Genomic DNA, 20,611 nt, shown 5'->3' with positions numbered 1-20,611 from the left:
GCAGGCCAATACTCTGCGAAAATGTGCGAATGTTCACCGGAATCATCACCGGCGTGGGGCGCATCGCCGCCATCCACGACCTCGGCAGCTCTTCTTCCCACGGCAAGCGACTCAGCATCGCCACGCCCGACGGCTATCTCGACGACGTGGGGCTCGGTGACAGCATTGCGCTGAACGGCGCGTGCATGACCGTCACCACCCTGGACCCCGCCACCAAGCAGTTCACAATCGACATTTCCGCCGAGTCGCTCGACAAGACGGCCGGCCTGACCGAAGCCTCCGCGCGCATCAACCTCGAAAAGGCCTTGCGCGCCAGCGATCGCCTGGGCGGCCACATCGTGTCCGGCCACGTCGATGGCATTGGCACGGTAAGCCGCTTTGCGCCGGTGGGCGAGAGTTGGGAGTTGCGCATCGTCGCGCCTCCTGCGCTCGCGCGCTTCCTGGCCTACAAGGGCTCGATCACGGTCAACGGCGTGAGCCTCACGGTCAATAGCGTCAGCGACGGCCCGCAGGGTAGCGAGATCAGCATCAACCTGATTCCGCACACCGTGGAAAACACGTCGCTGGGAGGGCTGGTCGAAGGCAGCCGAGTTAACCTCGAAATCGACACCGTCGCGCGCTACGTGGAGCGCATGCTCCAGGCTGGCGCCATCCCTCTTCCCACCCAGACGAACAAGCCATGAACGCCTCCGTCACGCCGCTTGGCGCTCCTGTCAACGGGCGAACGCCCGCCCCCATTTCCCCCGTCGAGGACATCGTGGCCGACCTCCGCGCTGGCCGGATGGTCATCCTTGTCGACGAGGAAGACCGCGAGAACGAGGGCGACATCGTCATCGCAGCCGATCACGTCACGCCGGAAGCCATCAATTTCATGGCCCGCCACGCGCGCGGATTGATCTGCCTGACGCTCTCGCGCGAGATGTGCGAGCGCCTGAACCTGCCGCCGATGGTGGCGCGCAACGGCGCCAAGCACTCGACCGCTTTCACCGTGTCGATCGAGGCGGCCGAGGGCGTGACCACCGGCATCTCCGCGGCCGACCGCGCACGGACCGTGCAGGCGGCCGTCGCGCGCAATGCCGTGGCAACCGACCTGGTGCAGCCGGGCCACATCTTCCCGTTGCAGGCGGTGGATGGCGGCGTGTTGATGCGCGCGGGCCATACGGAGGCGGGTTGCGACCTCTCCGCCATGGCTGGCTGCTCGCCCGCCTCGGTGATCTGCGAGGTGATGAACGAGGACGGCACCATGGCCCGCCTGCCGGACCTGCAGGTGTTCGCCGCCGAGCATGGGCTCAAGATCGGCACCATCGCCGCGCTGATCGAGCACCGCGCGCAGACTGAAACGCTGATCGAGAAGGTCGGCAGCCGCGAGATCAACACCGCCTGGGGTGCGTTCACGGCGCACGCTTTCCGGGACAAGCCAAGCAACGGCGTGCACCTGGCACTCGTGCGCGGCGCTTGGGCGACCGACGATGTCGTGCCGGTGCGCGTGCACGAGCCGCTGTCGGTGCTCGATGCGCTCGAAGTCAACCGCGCGCTGCATTCATGGAGCCTCGATGCGAGCCTGGCGCACATCGCGGCAGAAGGCAAAGGCGTGGCCGTGCTGCTCAACTGCGGCGAGTCGGGGGCCGAGTTGCTGAGCCAGTTCGAAGGCACCGCGCGACCGGCCCAGGCGCCCGAGCGCGGCCGCATGGACCTGCGCAACTACGGCGTGGGCGCGCAGATCCTGCGCGACTGCGGCGTGCACAAGATGAACCTCATGGCGAACCCGCGTCGCATGCCGAGCATGACGCCCGGCTATGGCCTCGAGATCGTCGGCTACACCCACAAGGACTGCTGAACATGCTGAACGCGAACAAGGGCGCCGCTGGCGCGCTCGATGGCAAGGGCTTGCGCATCGGCATCGTGCAGGCGCGCTTCAACGAGGACATCACCGGCGCACTCGCGGCGGCCTGCCTGGCCGAGCTGGCTTCGCTGGGTGTTGCGGACGACGACATCGACCACGTCTTCGTGCCCGGCGCGCTGGAGGTGCCCGTGGCGCTGCAGGCCTTCGCCGAGCGCGGCGGTTACCAGGCGCTGATCGCGCTGGGCTGCATCATCCGCGGCGAGACCTATCACTTCGAACTGGTGGCCAACGAGTCGGGCGCAGGCGTGAGCCGCGTGGCGCTCGACTACCGCATCCCGGTCGCCAACGCGATCATCACCACCGAGAACCTGGCGCAGGCCGTGGCCCGACAGACCGACAAGGGCCGCGACGCGGCGCGCGTGGCGGTCGAGATGGCGCAGCTGCTGGCACAACTGTCATGACCGAACAAACCCCCAGCAAGAACAAGCCGCCGCGAAAGTCGGCCCCCGGCCTGACGAGCACCGGCGCGCGCAAGGCCTCGGCAAAGTCCAACCGCAGCCGCGCACGCGAGTTTGCGCTGCAGGCGCTGTACCAGCACCTGGTCGGGCGCAACGACGCGACCGAGATCGACCACTTCACGCGCGACCTCGCGGGCTTTCACAAGGCCGACGCAGCGCATTACGATGCGCTGCTGCACGGCTCGATCGAGCAGGCGTCGGACATGGACGCGCTGATCCTGCCGCTGCTCGATCGCAAGATGGAAGAGATCTCGCCGGTCGAGCACGCGGTGCTGTGGATCGGCGTCTACGAATTCCAGAATTGCCTCGACGTGCCGTGGCGCGTGGTGCTCAACGAATGCGTGGAACTCGCCAAGGAGTTCGGCGGTACCGACGGGCACAAGTACGTGAACGCCGTGCTCAACGGGCTGGCGCCGAAGCTGCGCGCGGCGGAAGTCGAGGCGGACCGGGCCAAGGGCAACGTCCGATGAGGGTGTCGGCGCGGGCGGAGCGCATCGAGCCGTTCTACGTGATGGAAGTGGCCAAGGCCGCCAGCAAGCTGGCGCGCGAGGTGGCCAACACCGATCGCCCGATGATCTTCCTCAACATCGGCGAGCCCGACTTCACCGCGCCACCGCTGGTGCAGGAGGCGGCCATGCGGGCCGTGCGCAGCGGCGCCACGCACTACACGCACGCCGTCGGCCTGGACGCCCTGCGCGAGCGCATCAGTGGCTGGTATGCGCAGCGCTTCGGCGTCGATGTGCCGGCGCGCCGCATCGTGGTGACGGCCGGCGCTTCAGCCGCGCTGCAACTGGCCTGCCTGGCGTTGATCGAGGCCGGCGACGAGATGCTGCTGCCCGACCCGAGCTATCCGTGCAACCGCCATTTCGTGAGTGCCGCCGAAGGCAAGGCGGTACTGGTGCCGACCACCGCGGCAGAGCGTTTCCAGCTCAGCGCGGAAAAGGTTGAGGCGGCCTGGACCGACCGGACACGCGGCGTGTTGCTGGCTTCGCCCTCCAACCCGACCGGTACGTCGATCGCGCCGGACGAACTGCGGCGCATCCACGAAGTGGTGACGAGGCGCGGCGGCATCACGCTGATCGACGAAATCTACCTGGGCCTGTCGTACGGCGCAGCGCTGGGCCACCCCGAGCAAGCCGGCGCCCCCCCGGGGGGCAGCGAGGACACGCCAGTGCCGAGCGTGGGGGCACGTGACCACGACGCTTTCGGACAGACCGCATTGGCGATCGACGACAACGTCATCAGCATCAACAGCTTCAGCAAGTACTTCAACATGACCGGCTGGCGACTGGGCTGGCTGGTCGTGCCGGAAGCGCTGGTGCCCGTGATCGAACGCCTCGCGCAGAACCTGTTCATCTGCGCCAGTACGGTGTCGCAGTACGCGGCACTGGCCTGCTTCGAGCCGGAAAGCATTGCCGAATACGAACGCCGGCGCGCCGAATTCAAGGCGCGGCGCGACTGGTTCATACCGCAGTTGAACGCACTCGGCCTGACCGTGCCGGTGGTGCCGGATGGCGCTTTCTACGCCTGGGCCGATTGCAGTTCGCTCGCACGGAAACTGGGCATCGAAGGCAGCTGGGACTTCGCCTTCGAGGCGATGAAACGCGCGCATGTCGCCGTCACGCCGGGCCGCGACTTCGGCACGGCCGAGACGGCGCAATTCGTGCGCTTCTCGACGGCGAGTTCGATGGCGCATCTGCAAGAGGCCATCGAGCGACTGAAGGCTTTGGCTGCATGAGCGCGAACACGAACCGCGGCGCGTGGAGGCTCCCATGAGCTTCCAGTTCCCGATCCGCGTGTACTGGGAAGACACCGACGCCGGCGGCATCGTGTTCTATGCCAACTACCTGAAGTTCATGGAGCGCGCGCGCACCGAATGGTTGCGCTCGCTCGGCATCGAACAGCGGCAGTTGCGCGACGAGACGGGCTGCCAGTTCGTCGTGAGCGAGACGCAGATCAAGTACCACCTCCCCTCCCGCCTCGACGATGAACTGCTCGTTACAGCCGATGTTCAACAAATCGGCTCGGCGTCATTGATAATCGGCCAGCGCGTGCTATCAAAAACGGAGCAAGGCAAGCTGCTTTGCGAAGGCACGATCCGCATCGGATGGGTCGATGCCACCACCTTGCGGCCAGCGCGCATTCCGGCCCGCGTGACGGGAACCCTCGGCGCGCCGGCGGCTCCATGTCTCAACAACGAATCGCCGGGGGGCCCGCGCGACGAAGCGGCCAAGGGGCCCTCACCTAAGCTCAAGCCATGAACCAAGACCTCTCGATACTTTCCCTGCTGATCCACGCCAGCATTCCTGTGCAGCTGGTGGTGCTGCTGCTGGTCGTGGTGTCGGTCGCGAGCTGGGCCGCCATCTTCCGCAAGTACTTTTCGCTCAAGCGCACGCGTGCGCTCAACGATGAGTTCGAGCGCGAGTTCTGGTCGGGCACCAGCCTCAACGAACTGTTCGCCTCCGCTGCGCAGAACGCCAAGCTGGCCGGCCCGATGGAACGCATCTTCGCGAGCGGCATGCGCGAGTACCAGAAGCTGCGCGAGCGCAACATCATCGACGCAGGCACGCTGCTCGACGGCGCGCGCCGCGCGATGCGGGCGAGCTTCCAGCGTGAGCTGGATGCGGTGGAACAGAACCTCTCGTTCCTGGCCACCGTGGGTTCGGTGTCGCCGTACGTGGGGCTGTTCGGCACGGTGTGGGGGATCATGCATGCCTTCACCGGCCTCGCCGCGCTGGCGCAGGTGACACTCTCCACCGTGGCGCCCGGCATCGCCGAAGCACTGGTGGCCACGGCCATCGGCCTGTTCGCGGCGATCCCGGCGGTGGTGGCCTACAACCGCTTCGCACGCGAGATCGACAAGATCGCGATCGCGCTGGAGACCTACATCGAGGAGTTCTCCAACATCCTGCAGCGCAACCTGTCGGCCAACGTCGCCGCCGCGACGAACCGCTGAACGGAGACGCCCGCCATGCCCGCCATGTCCTCCCGCGGCCGAGGCCGCCGCACCATCAACGAGATCAACATGGTCCCGTTCATCGACGTGATGCTGGTGCTGCTGATCATCTTCATGGTCACGGCGCCGCTGATCACGCCGAGCGTGATCAACCTGCCGAGCGTCGACAAGGCCAACAAGCAGCCCGACAAGCCGATCGAGATCGTCATCAAGAGCGATGACGAGGTGCAGTTCAAGAAGGACTCGTCGCAAGGCACCGGCGGCACGTCGATACCCATGGCGCAGATCGGCAAGGCCGCGAAGGATGCACAGGGCGGCGACGACCAGCGCCCGGTGGTCATCAGCGCCGACAAGTCGGTCAAGTACGAAACCGTCGTCAAGGCGATGAATCAGCTGAAGCGAGGCGGTATCGACCGCGTCGGCCTCTCCGTGACCACGACAGGCGGCAAATAACGCATGTCACTGGCCGCTGACCGCCCCGAATTCGCGCCGCCACCGCAACGCGGCACACCGCGCGCCGTGGTGCTCGCGCTGATCGCGCATGCGCTGCTGATCGCCGCCCTCACCTGGGGCGTGCACTGGAAGCGGGAAGCCGACGACGAGGCGGTCGAGGCCGAACTCTGGTCTGCGACCGTGCAGCGCGCCGCGCCGCGGCCGGAGCCGCCGCCAGTGCCCGTGCCACCGCCGCCGCCCACCCCGGCCCCGGCCCCGCAACCACCACCGCCACCCCCTCCACCGCCGCCGCAAGCGGTGAAGCCGCCGGAGCCCACGCCGAAGGCGCCCGACATCGCGCTCGAACGCGAGAAGAAGCTGAAGGAGCAGCGCGAGGCGGCCGAGGCAGAGGAGCAGGAACGGCTGCGGCAGCAGCAGGTCGCCGCAAAGAAGGCGCAGGCCCAGAAGGACCGCGAAGCCAAACAGCGCGCGGACGACGAAGCCGAGCGCAAGAAGGACGAACAGAAGCAGAAGCTTGCCGAGCAGCGCAAGCGCGACGAAGCGGAAGCGAAGAAGGCGGAAGCGGCCAAGCTGGCGGACGCAGCAAAACAGGCTGAAGCGAAGAAAGCCGAAGCGGCCAAGCAGGCAGCGGCTGATGCGGCGAAGCAAGCTGCGGCCGATCGCGCGGCCACGCTCAAGCGGATGCAGGGGCTGGCGTCCGGCGATCAGAATTCGGCGCCCAAGATCGGCAATGCCGGCGGCTCGGGAAGCGGGGGTGACGCCGGGTACGGCGCACGCATCGCGAACGCGGTTCGTCCCAACATCACCTATCCGGACGCCGACACGGTCAGCGGCAATCCACGCGCGGAGTTCGAGGTCAAATTGGCGCCTGACGGCACGATCACCGGTGTCCGGCTGGTACGGTCCAGCGGGAACTCGGCCTGGGACACCGCTGCAGAAGGTGGGCTGCGCAAGACCGACAAGCTGCCTCGCACGGCAGATGGCCGGATCATCACGCCGATGCTGGTCGGCTTGCGTCCCAGGGACTGACATGAATCCCAGCGCTGCCAATGGCGACAGCCGCCCCGGCAGGGCCGATGCGCGGCTCGTTGCCACGCTGCTGCGGGTCGAAGTGCCTGGACGGGATGAAGTGATCGCCGCGCTGGAACGAACAATTTGACAGTGCGGCCTGCACAGTCACCTCGACCCTGCGAAGCGCAGACCTGAATTCGGGATCGGGTGCCGAACGCAGAAGTCGCAGAGCTTTCGCAGAAGTCGCAAAAGGAAAACCCAAAGAATTCTTGGATTTTTTCTTGTCTTCTTCTGCGACTTCCGCGGAATCTTTGCGTCCTCTGCGTTCGGAAGCCCGCATTCAGCAGGCCCCTTTCGCCGCCCCTATTCGTAGACCACCACCGCATTCCCCGCCTCGGCCTGCGCCGTCCAGCTCGCCAGCGCCGCATCTTCCGGGAAGAATCGCGCCGCCTCCCCAAGCTGCAGCTCCACCTGCGCACCGCCACGCGCAAGTGACAGCCGCACCGGCAGGCCGATGCGCGGCTCGTCGGGCTCGCTGTTCTCCGGCCTGCGCGGCGGAAAGTCCCGGGCGATGCGCGCTATGTCCGGCGCCTTGCCATTCACCGCGACACGCAGGAACTTGCCGAAGCGGCAACGCGCCGCAGCCAGGCTCCAAACTTGCGCGACCTTGAAGCGCGCCTCGAAGCCGCCTCGGCCCTGTTGCAGCACGCCGCTGACGACGACGAGTTCGTCGTCTTTCAGCACGTTGCGATTGGCGTTGTAAGTGGCTTCGTCGCAGGTGGCGTCGATGGCGTCGCTCTTGTCGTCGAGCTTGAACAGCACCATGCGGCCACGCTGGCCGTTGATGATGCGAAGGTCGCTCACGATGCCCGAGATCACCTGCTGGTCGCGCGAGTCGAGCAGGTCGGTGATCTCGCGCTTGCAGAAGCGGCGCACCTCGTGCTCGACCTCGTCGAACAGGTGGCCGGAGAGGTAGAAGCCGATGGCGGTCTTCTCGTAGGTCAGGCGCTCCTTCACGCCCCACGGCGTTGCCGCGACGAGTTCGGGCTCCTGCGTGGCCGAGCCGTGCTCACTGTCGCCGAAGATGTCGACCTGCGCCGCGTTGGCTGCCGTGGCGTTGGCGAACTCGTAGGCACGATCGATCGATGCGACCAGCGACGCGCGGTTCTGCTGGATCAGGTCGAAGGCGCCGGCCTTGATCAGCGCCTCGACCGTGCGCTTGTTGATGCGCGTGCGGTCCACGCGCACGCAGAAGTCGAACAGGCTCTTGAATGGGCCGCTCTCTTCCCGCGCTGCCGCAATGGCGTCGATGGCATGCTGGCCCGTGCCCTTGACGGCACCGAGGCCGTAGCGGATCACCTTGTCGGTGACCGGCTCGAAGCGATAGCGGCCACGGTTGACGTCCGGCGGCTCGAAGGTCAGGCCGAAGTTCTTGATCGCATCCTGGAACAGCACCTTGAGCTTGTCGGTGTCGTCCATTTCCACGGTCATGTTCGCGCAGAAGAACTCGGCGCAGTAATGGACCTTGAGCCAGCCCGTGTGATACGCCAGCAAGGAGTAGGCGGCAGCGTGCGACTTGTTGAAGCCGTAGCCTGCGAACTTCTCCATCAAGTCGAAGATCTCGTCGGCCTTCTCTTCGTTGATGCCATTGACCGCCGCGCCCTTGCGGAAGATGGCGCGGTGCTCGGCCATTTCCTCGAGCTTCTTCTTGCCCATCGCGCGGCGCAGCAGGTCGGCGCCGCCGAGCGAGTAGCCGCCCAGGATCTGCGCGGTCTGCATGACCTGCTCCTGGTAGACCATGATCCCGTAGGTCTCGCTGAGCATGTCGGCGACCAGCGGATGCGGGTACTCGACCGGCTCGCGGCCGTGCTTGCGCGCGACGAAGCTCGGGATCAGGTCCATAGGGCCTGGGCGATACAGCGCGTTGAGCGCGATCAGGTCTTCGAGCCGCGTGGGACGCGCGTCCTTCAGCATGCCCTGCATGCCGCGCGATTCAAACTGGAACACGGCCTCGGTCTTGCCGTCGGCGAAGAGCTTGTAGGTGGCGGCGTCGTCGAGCCGGATGTTCTCGAACGCGAAGTCCTCCTGGCCTTTGTGGCGCGCGACGATGAAGTCCTTGGCGATCTCCAGGATCGTGAGCGTGGCAAGACCCAGAAAGTCGAACTTCACCAGGCCGATGGCTTCGACGTCGTCCTTGTCGTACTGGCTTACCGCGGAGTCGCTGCCCGGCTGCTGGTAGAGCGGGCAGAAGTCGGTGAGCTTGCCCGGCGCGATCAGCACGCCGCCCGCGTGCATGCCGATGTTGCGGGTCATGCCTTCGAGCTTCTGCGCGAGCTCGACCAGCATCTTCACTTCTTCTTCCTTCTCGATGCGGGCCGCGAGCTGCGGCTCCATCTCGATGGCGTAGTTGTTCTTGTCGCCGTCGACCTTGGGAACCGGCGGGTATTGCAGCGTGTACGACATGCCCGGCTTGTTCGGGATCAGCTTGCTGATGCCGTCGCAAAACATGTAGCTCATGTCGAGCACGCGGCCCACGTCGCGGATGGCGGCGCGCGCGGCCATGGTGCCGAAGGTGGCGATCTGGCTCACCGCGTTGCGGCCGTACTTGTCCTTCACGTAGTCGATCACGCGGTCGCGATTGCCCTGGCAGAAGTCGATGTCGAAGTCGGGCATCGAGACGCGTTCGGGGTTCAGGAAGCGCTCGAACAGCAGGTTGTATTCGAGAGGGTCGAGGTCGGTGATCTTGAGCGCATAGGCCACGAGCGAGCCGGCGCCCGAACCGCGACCCGGACCGACCGGGCAGCCGTTGTTCTTGGCCCACTTGATGAAGTCGCCCACGATGAGGAAATAGCCCGGGAAGCCCATCTTCAGGATCGTGTTGATCTCGAACTCCAGGCGCTCGACGTAGCGTGGCCGCTGCGCGTCGCGCTTGGCCGCATCGGGGTACAGGTGCGCGAGCCGAACCTCCAGCCCTTCGAATGACTCCTCCCTGAAGAAGTCGTTGATCGGCATCGGCACGCCGTCGATGAGCGGCGTCGGAAAGTCCGGCAACTGCGGCTTTCCGAGCACCAGCGTGAGGTTGCAGCGCTTGGCGATCTCGACCGTGTTGGCGATGGCACTGGGCACGTCGGCGAACAGCGCCTTCATCTCGGCAGAGGACTTGAAATACTGCTCTTGCGTGAACTTGCGGACGCGTCGCTGGTTGCCCAGGATTTCGCCTTCGGAAATGCAGACACGCGCTTCGTGCGCCTCGAAGTCTTCCGGCGCGGCAAATTGCACCGGATGCGTTGCGACCACGGGCAACTGCAGGCGCGCCGCCAACTGCACGGCGGCGATGACGTGCGGTTCGTCCTCTGGACGGCCGGCGCGTTGCAGTTCGACGTAGAAGCGATGCGGGAAGATCCCGGCGAGCTGCAACGCGATTTCAGGAGCGCGTGCATCGCCATGCGCACCGCCTTGCAGCAGCGGATGGCCCAGCGGCCCGGCCTGCGCGCCGGAGAGGCAGATCAAGCCGCCATTCAACTCCTCGAGCCACTCCAGCTTGCAGGCCGCCTGCGACTGGCCACGCCCGACGTTCTGCGTCCAGGCACGCGCCAGCAGTTCCGAAAGGTTCAGGTAGCCCTGCATGTCCTGCACCAGCAGTACCATGCGGGTCAGCGCGCCGGGCTCCTTTCCCAGGCCTTCCAGGAAAATCTCGGCTCCAAGCACCGGCTTCACGCCCTTGCCCCGTGCTTCCTTGTAGAACTTGATCGCGCCGAAGAGGTTGCTCAGGTCGGTGATGGCCAGCGCGGGTTGCTTGTCCTTGGCGGCGGCCTTGACAACTTCGTCGATGCGGTTGGTGCCGTCGACGACGGAAAATTCGGTGTGCAGGCGCAGGTGAACAAACATGCCTCCATTGTAGGAAGCGGGCCTTTCACAAGGTGCATTCACGGGTGGTCGAAGGGTTGTCCTCATCAGGGAGAACGAGCACCCACGCGCTTATTGACGATACTTGCAAAAAATTTCAGGGAGACACCTTTCATGGCCATTTCCATCGCCGCGCGCGAAGCCCGGCTGTTGCAGCGATTTCCGGTGCTGCGGCACGTTCCAGAGGGCCAGCGCCTCTTTCTGGCAAGGCAAGCCGCGAAGCACGCGCGGTCTGGGGTCCGCTGCTGCTCACGCTCGTGCCGTTGCTGCCGGTTCTGTGGCTGGGCCTGTCGTGGGGCCAGGAGAACCTGGCGCGGGGATCGCTCGCCGCAATAGGCGGGCTGGTCGGCGGCTTGCTGGTCGCCACGTTCATGCAGCTTTTCCACTACAGGCACGGCAAGGCGATCCAGCGGCTGGTCGGGCAGTAGGCATGCCCGGATGGGCCGGCATGCCCCGCCTAGAATCCCGCCCCGTGAATGAAATCCTGAACATCGCCGCCTACAAGTTCGTCGCCATCGACGACGGGCACGAACTGCGCGAGCAGTTGCTCTCGCAAGCCCGGGGGCTCGGCCTCATGGGCACCATCCTGCTGGCGCCCGAAGGCATCAACCTCTTCCTGGCCGGGCCGGGCGATGCGGTGCGCGAATTTGTCGCGGCCTTGCGTGCCGCCCCGCGCTTTGCCGACCTCGAAACCAAGGAAAGCTGGTCGGCCGCGCAACCTTTCCGGCGCATGCTGGTCAAGCTCAAGCGCGAGATCATTCGCATGGACCATCCGGCGATCCAGCCCGCCACCGGCCGCGCGCCGGGCGTGGAGGCGCAAACACTCAAGCGCTGGCTCGACCAGGGGCATGACGATGCGGGCAAGCCCGTGGTGCTGCTCGATACGCGCAATGCCTTCGAGGTCGATCACGGGACCTTCGAAGGCGCGATCGATTGGCGCATCGAGAAGTTCACCGAGTTTCCGAGGGCCTTGCTCGACCATCGCGACGAGTTGGCAGGCAAGACCGTCGTGAGCTTCTGCACCGGCGGCATCCGCTGCGAGAAGGCCGCTATCCTGATGCACGAAGCCGGCCTGCCCGACGTACTTCAGCTCGAAGGCGGCATCCTCAAGTACTTCGAGGAAGTTGGCGGCGCGCACTACCGGGGCGAATGCTTCGTCTTTGATGGCCGCCGCACGCTCGACGCCAACCTTGCAGCCAGCGGCCACGCCGCGAGCGCCCGCGCTGCGGAAGACCCGGATATCGCGATCAAGCAATAGTTGCTGCCTTGGCGGCGAGCGTCCCAGTGCGCAGGCCAGGTCGCTCGTCCGCTATTTCAATTTCAGTTTCCCACCGCGATTTCGCGCGACCCGCGACGCATGAATCTTGAGCGGGAGTGTGGGTCGAGTACACATCGGGGCGCGGGCCGAGGGCGGTGGGCATCCCCCTCCGCGAATGTCCCCCGCCTTCGGCTCCTCCCCGGACCCTGGAGCCCGCGGCCCCATGCACCCGATCGCACCGCGCTCGACGCGCCATGCGGCGTTGCTCCTCCTTGTGGGCAGGAGCCCACTGCGTCGTCGCCCCTTGCCTGGCACGCCGATCACGGCACGCTCAGGCACATGCGGCTGCGGTTCCAGGGTCATTTCGCTGCGGGGGACACCCACCGCCCTCGGCGTGATCCCGCCCCAGCCTCCAATCCGCGTCCCGGCTTGCAAGGGCAGTCGGAGGCATCCGAGCTGTTCATTTCAGCGTGAAACGGGCGGTGGACGGCGATGCGCTGGCCCCCGTCACGACCGTCACCGCCTTGGTGCCAGGCCCTACCTTGAAGGCGCCCGTCGCCTCGAGTCTGTCGCCCGCGGGCCGCAACTCGACCTCTTGCTTCTCGCTGCCCGACAGCAGGGTGAGTCGGGCACTGGCCTTGGTGATATCGACTGGTTTGCCGTGGTCGCGCAGGTAGAGCCGGATCACATCGGGCTTGGCGGTCAGTTCCTGGTCGAGCTGCCTTGTTTCCGCCACCACGCCGCCGTGGCGAGGGGCGTGACCGTGGTCTCCGGCAGCGAATGCCGACGCAGAGACGACGGCGGCGCAGAGGGCAACGAGCAATGAGCGTTTCATGATGAACCTTTGTGTTGAGAAAAATGGATGGGATCGGCACGCTCACAGCGCGCCCGCGTCCTTGTCGTCCAGCAAGCGCTCGGCCGGCTTGCGGCCGAACAGCCAGAACATCGCCGGCGTGAGGAAGGTGTCGAGCAAGGTCGAGCTGATCAGGCCCGCGAAGATCACCACCGCCACCGGATGCAGCACCTCGGTGCCCGGTTGCTCGGCCTCGAACAGCAGCGGCGCCAGCGCGAATGCCGTCACCAGCGCGGTCATCAACACCGGCGCCAGCCGCTCCAGCGAGCCGCGCACGATCATCTGCCGGTCGAAGCCCTCGCCTTCGAGGCGCATCAGGTTGATGTAGTGGCTGACCTTCAGGATGCCGTTGCGCACCGAGATGCCCGCCAGCGTGATGAAGCCCACCAGCGCCGCCACCGACAGCGGCTGCCCTGAGATCCACAGACCGACCACCGCGCCCACCAGCGCCAGCGGGATGTTGACCATGATCAGCGCCGACAGCACCACCGACTTGTACCGGCCGTACAGCACCACGAACATCAGCGCGAGCGACACGAGCGACAGCAGCCCGACCAGCCGTGACGCCTCCTCCTGCGCCTCGAACTGCCCGCCCAGCGTGATGAAGTAGCCCTCGGGCAACCGGGCCTGCGCCACCGCGGCGCGGATGTCGGCCACCACCTCCGACAGCGGCCGGCCCTGCGCGTTGGCCGAGAGCACGATGCGCCGCTTGCCGTCGTCGCGGCTGATCTGGTTCGGCCCGTCGCCGTCCTCGATGGTCGCGATCCTCGACAGCGGAATGCGGCCGGTCGGCGTCTCGATGAGGATCTGCCCCAGCCCGTCGACCGAGCGCGCCGTTTCGGGCAAGCGCACGACGAGCGCAAAGCGCCGCCCGCCCTCGACGATCTGCGCCACCTTCTCGCCTTCGACCAGGGCTTGCAGCGTGGCCATCACCTGCGGCGCGGGCACGCCGTACTGCGCGGCAGCCGCATAGTCCACGCGCACCTTGATCTGCGGCGCCAGCACCTGTTTCTCGACCTGCAGATCGGCGATGCCCGGGATGGTCGCCAGCGTTGCACGCAGCGCGTCGGCCTGCCCCCGCAACACATCGAGGTCTTCACCGAAAATCTTGATGGCGATCTGCGAGCGCACGCCCGAGAGCATGTGGTCGATCCGGTGCGAGATCGGCTGGCCGATCTCCAGCGCGGCCGGCAGGTTGGACAGCCGGGCGCGGATATCGGCCTTGATGTCGTCCATGCTGCGCGTCAGCTCGGCCGTCGGCAGCAGGCCCACGTCGAGTTCGCTGACATGCACACCCTCGGCATGCTCGTCGAGTTCGGCGCGGCCACTGCGCCGGCCCACGTGTGTGACTTCCGGCACCTGCTTGACCAGCACCTCGGCCTGCCGCGCGAGTGCGGCTGTTTCGGCCAGCGTCACGCCGGGGTTCAGGCGCAGCCCGATCAGCAAGGTCCCTTCGTTGAAGGGCGGCAGGAAGGTGGTCGGAAAGAATGGCACCGACGCGCCTGCGGCCAGCACCGCGATGCCGGCCGCGGCCAGCGCGGCCTTCGGCCGGTCGAGCACGCCTTGCAATCCGGCACGGTAGCGCGCCTTCAGCCAGGCCAGCATCTTCGTGTCACCGTGGTCCAGCGACTTCATGCGCGGCAGCAGGTAGTAGCTGAGCACCGGCGTCACGGTGACCGACACGACCAGCGAGGCCAGAGTCGACACGATGAACGCGATGCCGAGCGGCACGAACAGCCGCCCCTCCAGCCCCGGCAAGGCAAACAGCGGGATGAACACCAGCACGATGATCACCGTCGCATAGAGGATGGCCGAGCGCACTTCCATGGTCGCCCGACCGACCAACTCGACGGTGTCCATTGGGCGTTCCGGATGCGCGGCGCGGTCTTCCTTCAGCCGCCGCAACACGTTCTCCACGCCGACCACCGCGTCATCGACCAGTCCGCCGATGGCAATCGCCAGTCCGCCCAGCGTCATCGTGTTGATCGACAGGCCGAAGTACCTGAAGACCAGCGCCGTGACGAAGATCGACACCGGGATGGCCGTGAGCGCGATCACGGTCGGGCGCAAGGTGCCGAGGAAGAAGAACAGGATCACCGCCACGAACACCGAGGCTCCGATCAGCTTGCCTTGCAGCGTGGTGATCGAGGCCTCGATGAAGCTGGCCTGCCGGAAGGTGACGCGCGGCGCCTCCATGCCGGGCGGCAACGAGGCCTTCATGCCGGTGAGCGCGTCTTCCAGTGCGCGCGTCAGCGCGATGGTGTCGGCGCTCGGCTGCTTCTGGATGCCGAGGATCACGGCGGGCTTGCCTTCGAAGCCTGCGTCGCCGCGCTTGGTGGCCGCCGCGAAGGCCACCTCGGCGATCTGGCGCAGCAGCAAGGGTTGCCCGTCCTTCGTCGAAATCGGCAGGTCCTTCAGGTCGTCGAGGCGCGAGGTTCGCCCGAGGTTGCGGATGAGGTACTCGCGCCCGTTCAGTTCCAGGAAGCCGCCCGAGGTGTTGGACGAAAACCCCTTGAGCGCAGCCTCCAGTTGCGCGTGCGTGATGTCGAGTTCAGCCATGCGCACGGTGTTCGGCTGCACCTGGAACTGCCGCACCTCGCCGCCGATCGGGATGACCTGTGCCACGCCGGGCACCGACAGCAGGCGCGGGCGCAACACCCAGTCGGCGTATTCGCGCACCGCCATCGGGCTGATCTTGGTGGTGTCGACCGGGATCGCGATCTGCATGATCTCGCCCATGATCGAGCTGATCGGCCCCATGCGCGGCGTGACGCCGGCTGCGATGCCCTCCTCCATCGACGCCAGCCGCTCCGACACGAGCTGGCGCGCACGGAAGATGTCGGTGCGCCAGTCGAAGGTCAGGTAGAGGAAGGACAGACCGGCCGACGACACGGAGCGCACCGTATCCACGCCGGGCAGGCCGTTCATCGTCGTCTCCAGCGGGAAGGTGATGAGCTGCTCCACCTCCTCCGCCGCCATGCCGCCCGCCTCGGTGACGATGGTGACGGTGGGCTTGTTGAGATCGGGGAACACATCCACCGGTGTGCGCGACAGCGTGAAGGCGCCGTAGCCCATCACGACCAGGCTGCCGATGATCACCATCAGCCGGTTGCGCAAGCTGTTTTCCAGTAGCCACTTGAACATCTCAGCGCACCTGGTTGATCAGCGTGGCGCCCTGCGTCGCGACACGGTCGCCCGCGGCAAGGCCCGAGGTGACCGCGATGTCGACCCCGTCGAGCGGCTCGACCGTGACGGTGCGCGGCTCGAAGCGCTCGGGCGCAGTCTTGACCCACACGATGGTTTGATTCGCAGGGTTCTTCATCAAGGCGGCCACCGGCACGGCAATGCCCTTGACCTTCTGCCGCGTCTGCACGAACACGCGCACCGGCTGGCCGACTGCCAGCTTCGAGACGCCATCGCCTTGCGCCTTGAAGCCCAGCGGCAACGCCTGCTGGCGCAGGCTGCGTCCCGCGCCGGTGAAGGTGAGCGCAAGCCGTTCGTCGCCGATGGCCAGCGTGGCCCCGGCGATGTCGGCTGCCACGGCGGTGTCGAAGGCCAGTGCCTCGATGCGCATGCGGGATGGGTCGACGACTTCGAAGACGAGTTCACGCGCATCCACGACCTGGCCGGCGACCACATTCGCTGAGGCGATCAGGCCGGTCACCGGCGCGACCAGCGGGTCCCGGTTGCTCAATCCCGCGCCGATGGCTGCGGCACGGGCCGCAAGGCTTGCGGCCTCGCTTTCGGCGGCCTCGATGTCCTTGCGCGGCACGGTGTCGGCAAGTTCCTTCAACCGCGCGACACGCTTGTTCGCGAGCGCCTGGCTCGCCCGCAGTTCGGCCAGCAGCGCCGACTGGTTCGAGCGCTCGATGGGTGCGGCCGATGGCAACACCCAGCCCAGGACCTCGCCCTGGCGAACCGGCTGGCCGGCCACCGGCAGGCCCTTGGGCCCGGGCTCGATGCGACCGGCGACCATCGCCTGCACGCGTCCGCCGGCGTTGGGGTCCATCAGCACCTTGCCGCTCAGTTCGACTGTGCGCGGCAGTTCGCCGGCTGCGGTCAGGCGTGTGCGCACGCCGAGCTGGCGCTGGGCCAGCTTGGGCAGGAACACGCTTCCATCGGGTTGGCGGTGCGGACCATTGGTGTTCGACGCAGCGGACGCGCCACCGTGGTCATGGCCTTCGCCGGCGTGCGCAGGCGCTAGAAAGAGCGGCAATGCGATGGCCGCGAGCAGAACGAGGCGGTTCATGCGACACCTCCCGCGCGCCGTTCGCGCGCCGGCCCCGTGCGCCGCGCTCCCCGCACCAGCAAGGCCAGTGTCGCCACCCCGCCGAAGGCCCAGCCCGCGATCGCTTTCCAATCGCGTCCGTTTGCAGCGGCGTCCTCATGCGCGTCGGCGTGAATGTCCAGTTCGCCCGCGAGCAGGTCGGACTCGTTGTCGACGTCGACGTCGACGTTGGCGATGATCGACAGCACGCCCGCCCGCGGCTGCGCGGCCAGCGTGGCCTCGAACTCGCCTTCGCCGTGCGGCTCAGCCTTCAACTTGACGCCATCGATCTCGAGGTCGAGCCGGGCATCCTTCACCGGGCTGTTGTCGGCAAAGCGGTCGAGGTACAGCGTCAGGTGCTTGCCGTTCAGCACGCCGACCAGTTCGAAAGTGTCGGAGACGGCGGCAAAGCGCGGCGAGGCCGGGCCGGCGGCGGCGGACGACGCATTGCCGTGGTCATGGCCGTCGCTGGCCGCTGCGGGGCCGGTCGCCAGCAGCATGGCCGCGAGGCTCCATGTGAAGAAGAAATTCGGTGTCATGGGGAAGCTTTCGTATTCGGGGAATGGGTGCGGCGATGCGTCACTCGGGCAGGAGGCCCAGCGCCTGGCGCCATTGCGAGATGGCTGCTGCGAGCTCGATGCATGCGCTCGCGGCCTGGCGCTGCGCTTCGACCGCCTCGGCCTCGATGCGCAGGCGCGTGGGCAAGTCGCTCTCGCCCATGCGGAATGACTTCTCGAAGAAGCCGCGCGATTCGTTCGCCAGCCGAGCGCGCCGTTCGGCAGCCGCCACCAGGGCTCGTGCCGAACCCACGCGTTGGCGCGATGCCTCGTACTCGGCCGCGAGGCGTTCGCGCTCCAGCGCCAGCTGCGCCTGCAACTCGATAGCTTCGGCCTGGACGCTCCCCGTACGGGCCGATTCGCGGCTGCCCGCGCCAAATGGAATGCGCAGCGCCAGCGTGATGGACGGGTCGTAGCGTTCGTTGCGCAGGTCGCGCTCGCGCGTCGCCGCGATCAGCAACTCGGGGTTGGCACGCGTGCGCACGGCGCTCAATGCAGCATTGCGGTCGGCAACGGCCACACGATGCTGCAGGTCCTGGATCGCAGGGTGCGCGGCGGCGTCGGGGGGCCCTGGATCGTTTGGCGGTTCGGGCTCGGCGGCAAGCTGCGCTGCACCGGCGGGCTGCGTTGCGCTGGATGCGGTCGGCGGGGTTCCGGCCATCGCGACGCGCAATTGCTGCGCAGCGCTCGCACCGGCTGCCTGCGCGCGTGCTGCTGCGGCCTCGGCGGCAGCCACTGCGCCATCGGCCTGGTGCTGGTCGGCACGCGCAAGGTCGCCGGCTTTCACGCGCCGTTCCACATCCGCGGCCAGCAGTCGAGCGTTGGTCAGTTGATCGCGCGCCAGATCGACGTCGACCTGTGCCCGCTGCCATTGCCACCACGCCTCGCGCAGCACGCCGGCCAAGCGCAGCCGGGCCGCGAGCGCGCGGCTCTCGACACCTGCGGCCTCGGCATCCGCAAGCGCACTACTGCTGGAACGCTCACCGGGCAGCCACAGCGGGATGGCCACGCCGACCTCCAGTTCGCGCGCGCCGAGATCCCGGTTGAACCGGTCGGTCTTGTTCGAGATGGCCAGCGCCGGCGGTTCGGGCGTCCAGGCTTGTGCGGCGTCCTGCCGGGCCCTGGCAGCGTCGTGGCGCAAACGCAATGCTGCTGCTTCGGGTTGGCGCGACCATGCGGCCTCGAAGGCCTGTCGCAGCGTCGTCGCCGCAGGCTCGATCGTGCGCGGTTGCGCGGCAGCGCCAGCCCCGCAAAGGATGGCCAGCGCGATCGCGTGAACGCGCACGAGGCCCAGTAGTCTTCGTTTTCTTCGGTGCATCCGATCCTCCGGTGAAGTTGAAACTCACGAGAGATCGGCGAGGTGCGATCGATAGGATCGCCACGCACGGCATACGCCAGCGCGACGCGCGGCTCAGTGCCGTGCGCGAACGGTGCTCAGGGAATGTGAGGTGCCGCCCCGCCGATCAGGCGAGGCGTGCCCATTTCGGGCGATCGGGCGGAGATGCAGGCGGCGCACGCAGCGCCGCCCGGGACCACGGCGCGGGCTGGCCGGCACCGGCACGATGGCCATCGGAAACAACCAGCAGAAGCATCGCGCCAGGGCTGTGGCAATGGTCGCAGTGGGCTTCGGATGCGCCCGCATTCGAACCACCTTGATCGTCGTCATGGTGCGCGTCCACATGGTGGGCCACATGCGCCGGGCGTTCGATGGGCTCATCGCCGCAATAGGCGGCCGCCGCGCTCCAGCTCGACAGGAGCGGGAGGAGAACCAGCATGAACAGGGAGAGCCAGCGACGCATCGCGGGCGAGTTTAGCAGCGCGATGATTGCCCTTGCCTCGCCCACGGGAGATGTGCGCTCGCTCGAGGGGGTGTGGTCAACAGCAGCCACCCCTTGCTCAATGCGGGTGCCGGTGATGCGCATCGGGGAAATGCGGGTGCGCGTGTTCCAGCGGCTCGTGGCGATGCCAATGCGAGTGACGCGCGCCCTCCTCGATGTCCGGCGGGTGCGGATGCTGGTGGTGCGCGTCGTGCGCGTGCGCGTGCTCGTGTTCCATGGCCTCGTGGACATGGGCGTGCGCGTGGTCCTCGCTCAGGTGCAGCCAGACGCCGATGCCCATCAGGAGGCCGGCCGCCAGCAAGCGCGCATCGACGGCTTCACCCAGCATCGCCACGGCCACCAATGCGCCAAAAAAGGGTGCCACCGAAAAATAGGCGCCGGTTCGCGCGGTGCCCAGGTGCCGCAGGCTCACGACAAACAACGCAAGGCTCAGCCCGTAGGCCAGGAAGCCCAGCGTCATGGCACCGGCCACCAGAGCCGCGGACGGCAGCGCAGCGCCCATTGCGAAGGCCAGCGACAGGTTGACGACGCCGGCAGCGAGGCCCTTGACCGACGCGATCCACATCGCGTCGTTGAGCGAGACCTTCCGGGTCAGGTTGTTGTCGACGGCCCATGCAAGGCAAGCACCCAGCACCAGCAACGCGGGCCATGCATCGCCGAAGCTCGCCTCGCCCGGCCAGCTCAGGACCAAGGCGCCGATCACGATGCACAGCATGCCGAGCGCAATGCGCCGGTCGAAGTTCTCCCGGAAGGCAAACCAGGCAAGCAACGCGGTGAACACGCCTTCGGCATTCAGCAGCAGGGACGCACCGGATGCCGGCAAGCGCGAGAGCCCCAGCATCAACAGGACGGGGCCCACCACACCACCCGACAGGACCGCGCCTGCCAGCCACACACCCTGCCCCCGCGGCAGTTCGACCCGCGGCGCGCGCCGAAGCCTTCGCAGCAGCGCGAGGCCGATGCCTGAGCCAAGGTAGAGAAGTCCCGCGAGCATCCACGGACCGACGCCCTCCAGCAGCCGCTTGGCCAGCGGTGTTCCGATGCCGAAGAGCAGTGCGGCCGCCAGTGCTGCCGCAACGCCGGGTTGGTCGATGGTCTCCCTGATCTTCATGAGTGGCTGTCTGCCCGCGTCCTGGAATCCTCTTGCAGAG

At 67.1% G+C, this 20,611-nt stretch carries 20 protein-coding genes; 12 read left to right on the top strand and 8 right to left on the bottom strand.

Annotated elements, in window-relative coordinates; genetic code table 11:
• Positions 1-29 precede the first annotated feature (29 nt).
• From HB681_RS07130 to HB681_RS37975, 10 genes are read left to right on the top strand one after another with little or no spacing between them, the layout of a single operon-like run.
• Positions 30-683 carry a riboflavin synthase gene (locus HB681_RS07130; protein WP_213954100.1) on the top strand — a complete coding sequence of 218 codons (654 nt, stop codon included), beginning with the start codon at positions 30-32 and terminating at the stop codon, positions 681-683.
• On the top strand, positions 680-1,837 hold the full coding sequence (ribBA, locus tag HB681_RS07125; protein WP_213954099.1) for a bifunctional 3,4-dihydroxy-2-butanone-4-phosphate synthase/GTP cyclohydrolase II: 1,158 nt from the start codon (positions 680-682) through the stop codon (positions 1,835-1,837). The genes HB681_RS07130 and ribBA overlap by 4 nt, the downstream gene beginning before the upstream one ends.
• A 2-nt stretch (positions 1,838-1,839) precedes the next feature.
• Positions 1,840-2,304, top strand: a complete 465-nt coding sequence (gene ribH, locus HB681_RS07120; RefSeq protein WP_213954098.1) for a 6,7-dimethyl-8-ribityllumazine synthase — start codon at positions 1,840-1,842, stop codon at positions 2,302-2,304.
• Positions 2,301-2,831, top strand: a complete 531-nt coding sequence (nusB, locus tag HB681_RS07115) for a transcription antitermination factor NusB (protein WP_213954097.1) — start codon at positions 2,301-2,303, stop codon at positions 2,829-2,831. The genes ribH and nusB overlap by 4 nt, the downstream gene beginning before the upstream one ends.
• Positions 2,828-4,099 carry a pyridoxal phosphate-dependent aminotransferase gene (locus HB681_RS07110; protein WP_213954096.1) on the top strand — a complete coding sequence of 424 codons (1,272 nt, stop codon included), beginning with the start codon at positions 2,828-2,830 and terminating at the stop codon, positions 4,097-4,099. The genes nusB and HB681_RS07110 overlap by 4 nt, the downstream gene beginning before the upstream one ends.
• A gap of 34 nt (positions 4,100-4,133) precedes the next feature.
• Positions 4,134-4,622: a tol-pal system-associated acyl-CoA thioesterase gene (gene ybgC, locus HB681_RS07105; protein WP_213954095.1), complete on the top strand. Its 489-nt coding sequence runs from the start codon at positions 4,134-4,136 to the stop codon at positions 4,620-4,622.
• Positions 4,619-5,317, top strand: coding sequence for a protein TolQ (gene tolQ, locus HB681_RS07100; RefSeq protein WP_213954094.1), 699 nt, complete (start codon positions 4,619-4,621; stop codon positions 5,315-5,317). The genes ybgC and tolQ overlap by 4 nt, the downstream gene beginning before the upstream one ends.
• 15 nt (positions 5,318-5,332) lie before the next feature.
• Positions 5,333-5,770 carry a biopolymer transporter ExbD gene (locus HB681_RS07095; RefSeq protein WP_213954093.1) on the top strand — a complete coding sequence of 146 codons (438 nt, stop codon included), beginning with the start codon at positions 5,333-5,335 and terminating at the stop codon, positions 5,768-5,770.
• Positions 5,771-5,773: 3 nt separating this feature from the next.
• Positions 5,774-6,799, top strand: coding sequence for a cell envelope integrity protein TolA (tolA, locus tag HB681_RS07090; protein ID WP_213954092.1), 1,026 nt, complete (start codon positions 5,774-5,776; stop codon positions 6,797-6,799).
• A gap of 1 nt (position 6,800) precedes the next feature.
• Positions 6,801-6,929, top strand: a complete 129-nt coding sequence (locus HB681_RS37975; RefSeq protein WP_256734843.1) for a hypothetical protein — start codon at positions 6,801-6,803, stop codon at positions 6,927-6,929.
• A gap of 215 nt (positions 6,930-7,144) precedes the next feature.
• On the opposite strand, the gene dnaE is transcribed toward HB681_RS37975, so the two are convergent.
• Positions 7,145-10,669 (bottom strand): DNA polymerase III subunit alpha, encoded by a 3,525-nt coding sequence (gene dnaE / locus HB681_RS07085; RefSeq protein WP_213954091.1) that lies wholly within the window; start codon positions 10,667-10,669, stop codon positions 7,145-7,147.
• A 281-nt stretch (positions 10,670-10,950) separates the two neighbouring features.
• Between dnaE and HB681_RS07080 the strand changes: the two genes are divergently transcribed.
• Both HB681_RS07080 and HB681_RS07075 read left to right on the top strand, forming a co-directional pair.
• The gene (locus tag HB681_RS07080; RefSeq protein WP_213954090.1) at positions 10,951-11,115 is read left to right on the top strand and encodes a hypothetical protein; all 165 of its coding nucleotides are present in this window, start codon (positions 10,951-10,953) and stop codon (positions 11,113-11,115) included.
• 44 nt (positions 11,116-11,159) lie between these two features.
• A complete protein-coding gene (locus HB681_RS07075; protein ID WP_345944634.1) occupies positions 11,160-11,945 on the top strand; it encodes a sulfurtransferase in 786 nt (261 codons plus the stop codon).
• A gap of 460 nt (positions 11,946-12,405) precedes the next feature.
• Here HB681_RS07075 and HB681_RS07070 read toward each other — a convergent pair whose 3' ends face one another.
• The 7 genes from HB681_RS07070 to HB681_RS07040 form a co-directional block, all read right to left on the bottom strand.
• Positions 12,406-12,780, bottom strand: coding sequence for a hypothetical protein (locus HB681_RS07070; protein ID WP_213954088.1), 375 nt, complete (start codon positions 12,778-12,780; stop codon positions 12,406-12,408).
• A 42-nt stretch (positions 12,781-12,822) separates the two neighbouring features.
• Positions 12,823-15,942, bottom strand: coding sequence for an efflux RND transporter permease subunit (locus HB681_RS07065; protein WP_213954087.1), 3,120 nt, complete (start codon positions 15,940-15,942; stop codon positions 12,823-12,825).
• A 1-nt stretch (position 15,943) separates the two neighbouring features.
• Entirely contained in the window at positions 15,944-17,047 is a 1,104-nt protein-coding gene (locus tag HB681_RS07060) for an HlyD family efflux transporter periplasmic adaptor subunit (RefSeq protein WP_213954086.1), read from the bottom strand.
• Positions 17,044-17,604: a hypothetical protein gene (locus HB681_RS07055; protein WP_213954085.1), complete on the bottom strand. Its 561-nt coding sequence runs from the start codon at positions 17,602-17,604 to the stop codon at positions 17,044-17,046. Before HB681_RS07055 ends, HB681_RS07060 begins: the two co-directional genes overlap by 4 nt.
• Before the next feature lie 40 nt (positions 17,605-17,644).
• Positions 17,645-18,907, bottom strand: coding sequence for a TolC family protein (locus tag HB681_RS07050; protein ID WP_345944633.1), 1,263 nt, complete (start codon positions 18,905-18,907; stop codon positions 17,645-17,647).
• Positions 18,908-19,085: 178 nt separating this feature from the next.
• On the bottom strand, positions 19,086-19,544 hold the full coding sequence (locus tag HB681_RS07045; protein WP_213954083.1) for a hypothetical protein: 459 nt from the start codon (positions 19,542-19,544) through the stop codon (positions 19,086-19,088).
• On the bottom strand, positions 19,519-20,571 hold the full coding sequence (locus HB681_RS07040) for a DMT family transporter (protein WP_213954082.1): 1,053 nt from the start codon (positions 20,569-20,571) through the stop codon (positions 19,519-19,521). The genes HB681_RS07045 and HB681_RS07040 overlap by 26 nt, the downstream gene beginning before the upstream one ends.
• Positions 20,572-20,611 lie beyond the last annotated feature (40 nt).

Source organism: Variovorax sp. dw_954 (genome assembly GCF_018449755.1).
Taxonomy (GTDB): Bacteria; Pseudomonadota; Gammaproteobacteria; order Burkholderiales; family Burkholderiaceae_C; genus Variovorax.
Note: the sequence above shows the minus strand (reverse complement) of the source record. Positions and strands in the feature narration are given on the sequence as shown.

Bases quoted from the DNA above. Each gene is read 5' to 3' on its own strand.
- HB681_RS07130 (WP_213954100.1), top strand. From the start codon at position 30: ATGTTCACCGGAATCATCACCGGCGTGGGGCGCATCGCCGCCATCCAC.
- ribBA (WP_213954099.1), top strand. From the start codon at position 680: ATGAACGCCTCCGTCACGCCGCTTGGCGCTCCTGTCAACGGGCGAACG.
- ribH (WP_213954098.1), top strand. From the start codon at position 1,840: ATGCTGAACGCGAACAAGGGCGCCGCTGGCGCGCTCGATGGCAAGGGC.
- nusB (WP_213954097.1), top strand. From the start codon at position 2,301: ATGACCGAACAAACCCCCAGCAAGAACAAGCCGCCGCGAAAGTCGGCC.
- HB681_RS07110 (WP_213954096.1), top strand. From the start codon at position 2,828: ATGAGGGTGTCGGCGCGGGCGGAGCGCATCGAGCCGTTCTACGTGATG.
- ybgC (WP_213954095.1), top strand. From the start codon at position 4,134: ATGAGCTTCCAGTTCCCGATCCGCGTGTACTGGGAAGACACCGACGCC.
- tolQ (WP_213954094.1), top strand. From the start codon at position 4,619: ATGAACCAAGACCTCTCGATACTTTCCCTGCTGATCCACGCCAGCATT.
- HB681_RS07095 (WP_213954093.1), top strand. From the start codon at position 5,333: ATGCCCGCCATGTCCTCCCGCGGCCGAGGCCGCCGCACCATCAACGAG.
- tolA (WP_213954092.1), top strand. From the start codon at position 5,774: ATGTCACTGGCCGCTGACCGCCCCGAATTCGCGCCGCCACCGCAACGC.
- HB681_RS37975 (WP_256734843.1), top strand. From the start codon at position 6,801: ATGAATCCCAGCGCTGCCAATGGCGACAGCCGCCCCGGCAGGGCCGAT.
- dnaE (WP_213954091.1), bottom strand. From the start codon at position 10,669: ATGTTTGTTCACCTGCGCCTGCACACCGAATTTTCCGTCGTCGACGGC.
- HB681_RS07070 (WP_213954088.1), bottom strand. From the start codon at position 12,780: ATGAAACGCTCATTGCTCGTTGCCCTCTGCGCCGCCGTCGTCTCTGCG.
- HB681_RS07065 (WP_213954087.1), bottom strand. From the start codon at position 15,942: ATGTTCAAGTGGCTACTGGAAAACAGCTTGCGCAACCGGCTGATGGTG.
- HB681_RS07060 (WP_213954086.1), bottom strand. From the start codon at position 17,047: ATGAACCGCCTCGTTCTGCTCGCGGCCATCGCATTGCCGCTCTTTCTA.
- HB681_RS07055 (WP_213954085.1), bottom strand. From the start codon at position 17,604: ATGACACCGAATTTCTTCTTCACATGGAGCCTCGCGGCCATGCTGCTG.
- HB681_RS07045 (WP_213954083.1), bottom strand. From the start codon at position 19,544: ATGCGCATCACCGGCACCCGCATTGAGCAAGGGGTGGCTGCTGTTGAC.
- HB681_RS07040 (WP_213954082.1), bottom strand. From the start codon at position 20,571: ATGAAGATCAGGGAGACCATCGACCAACCCGGCGTTGCGGCAGCACTG.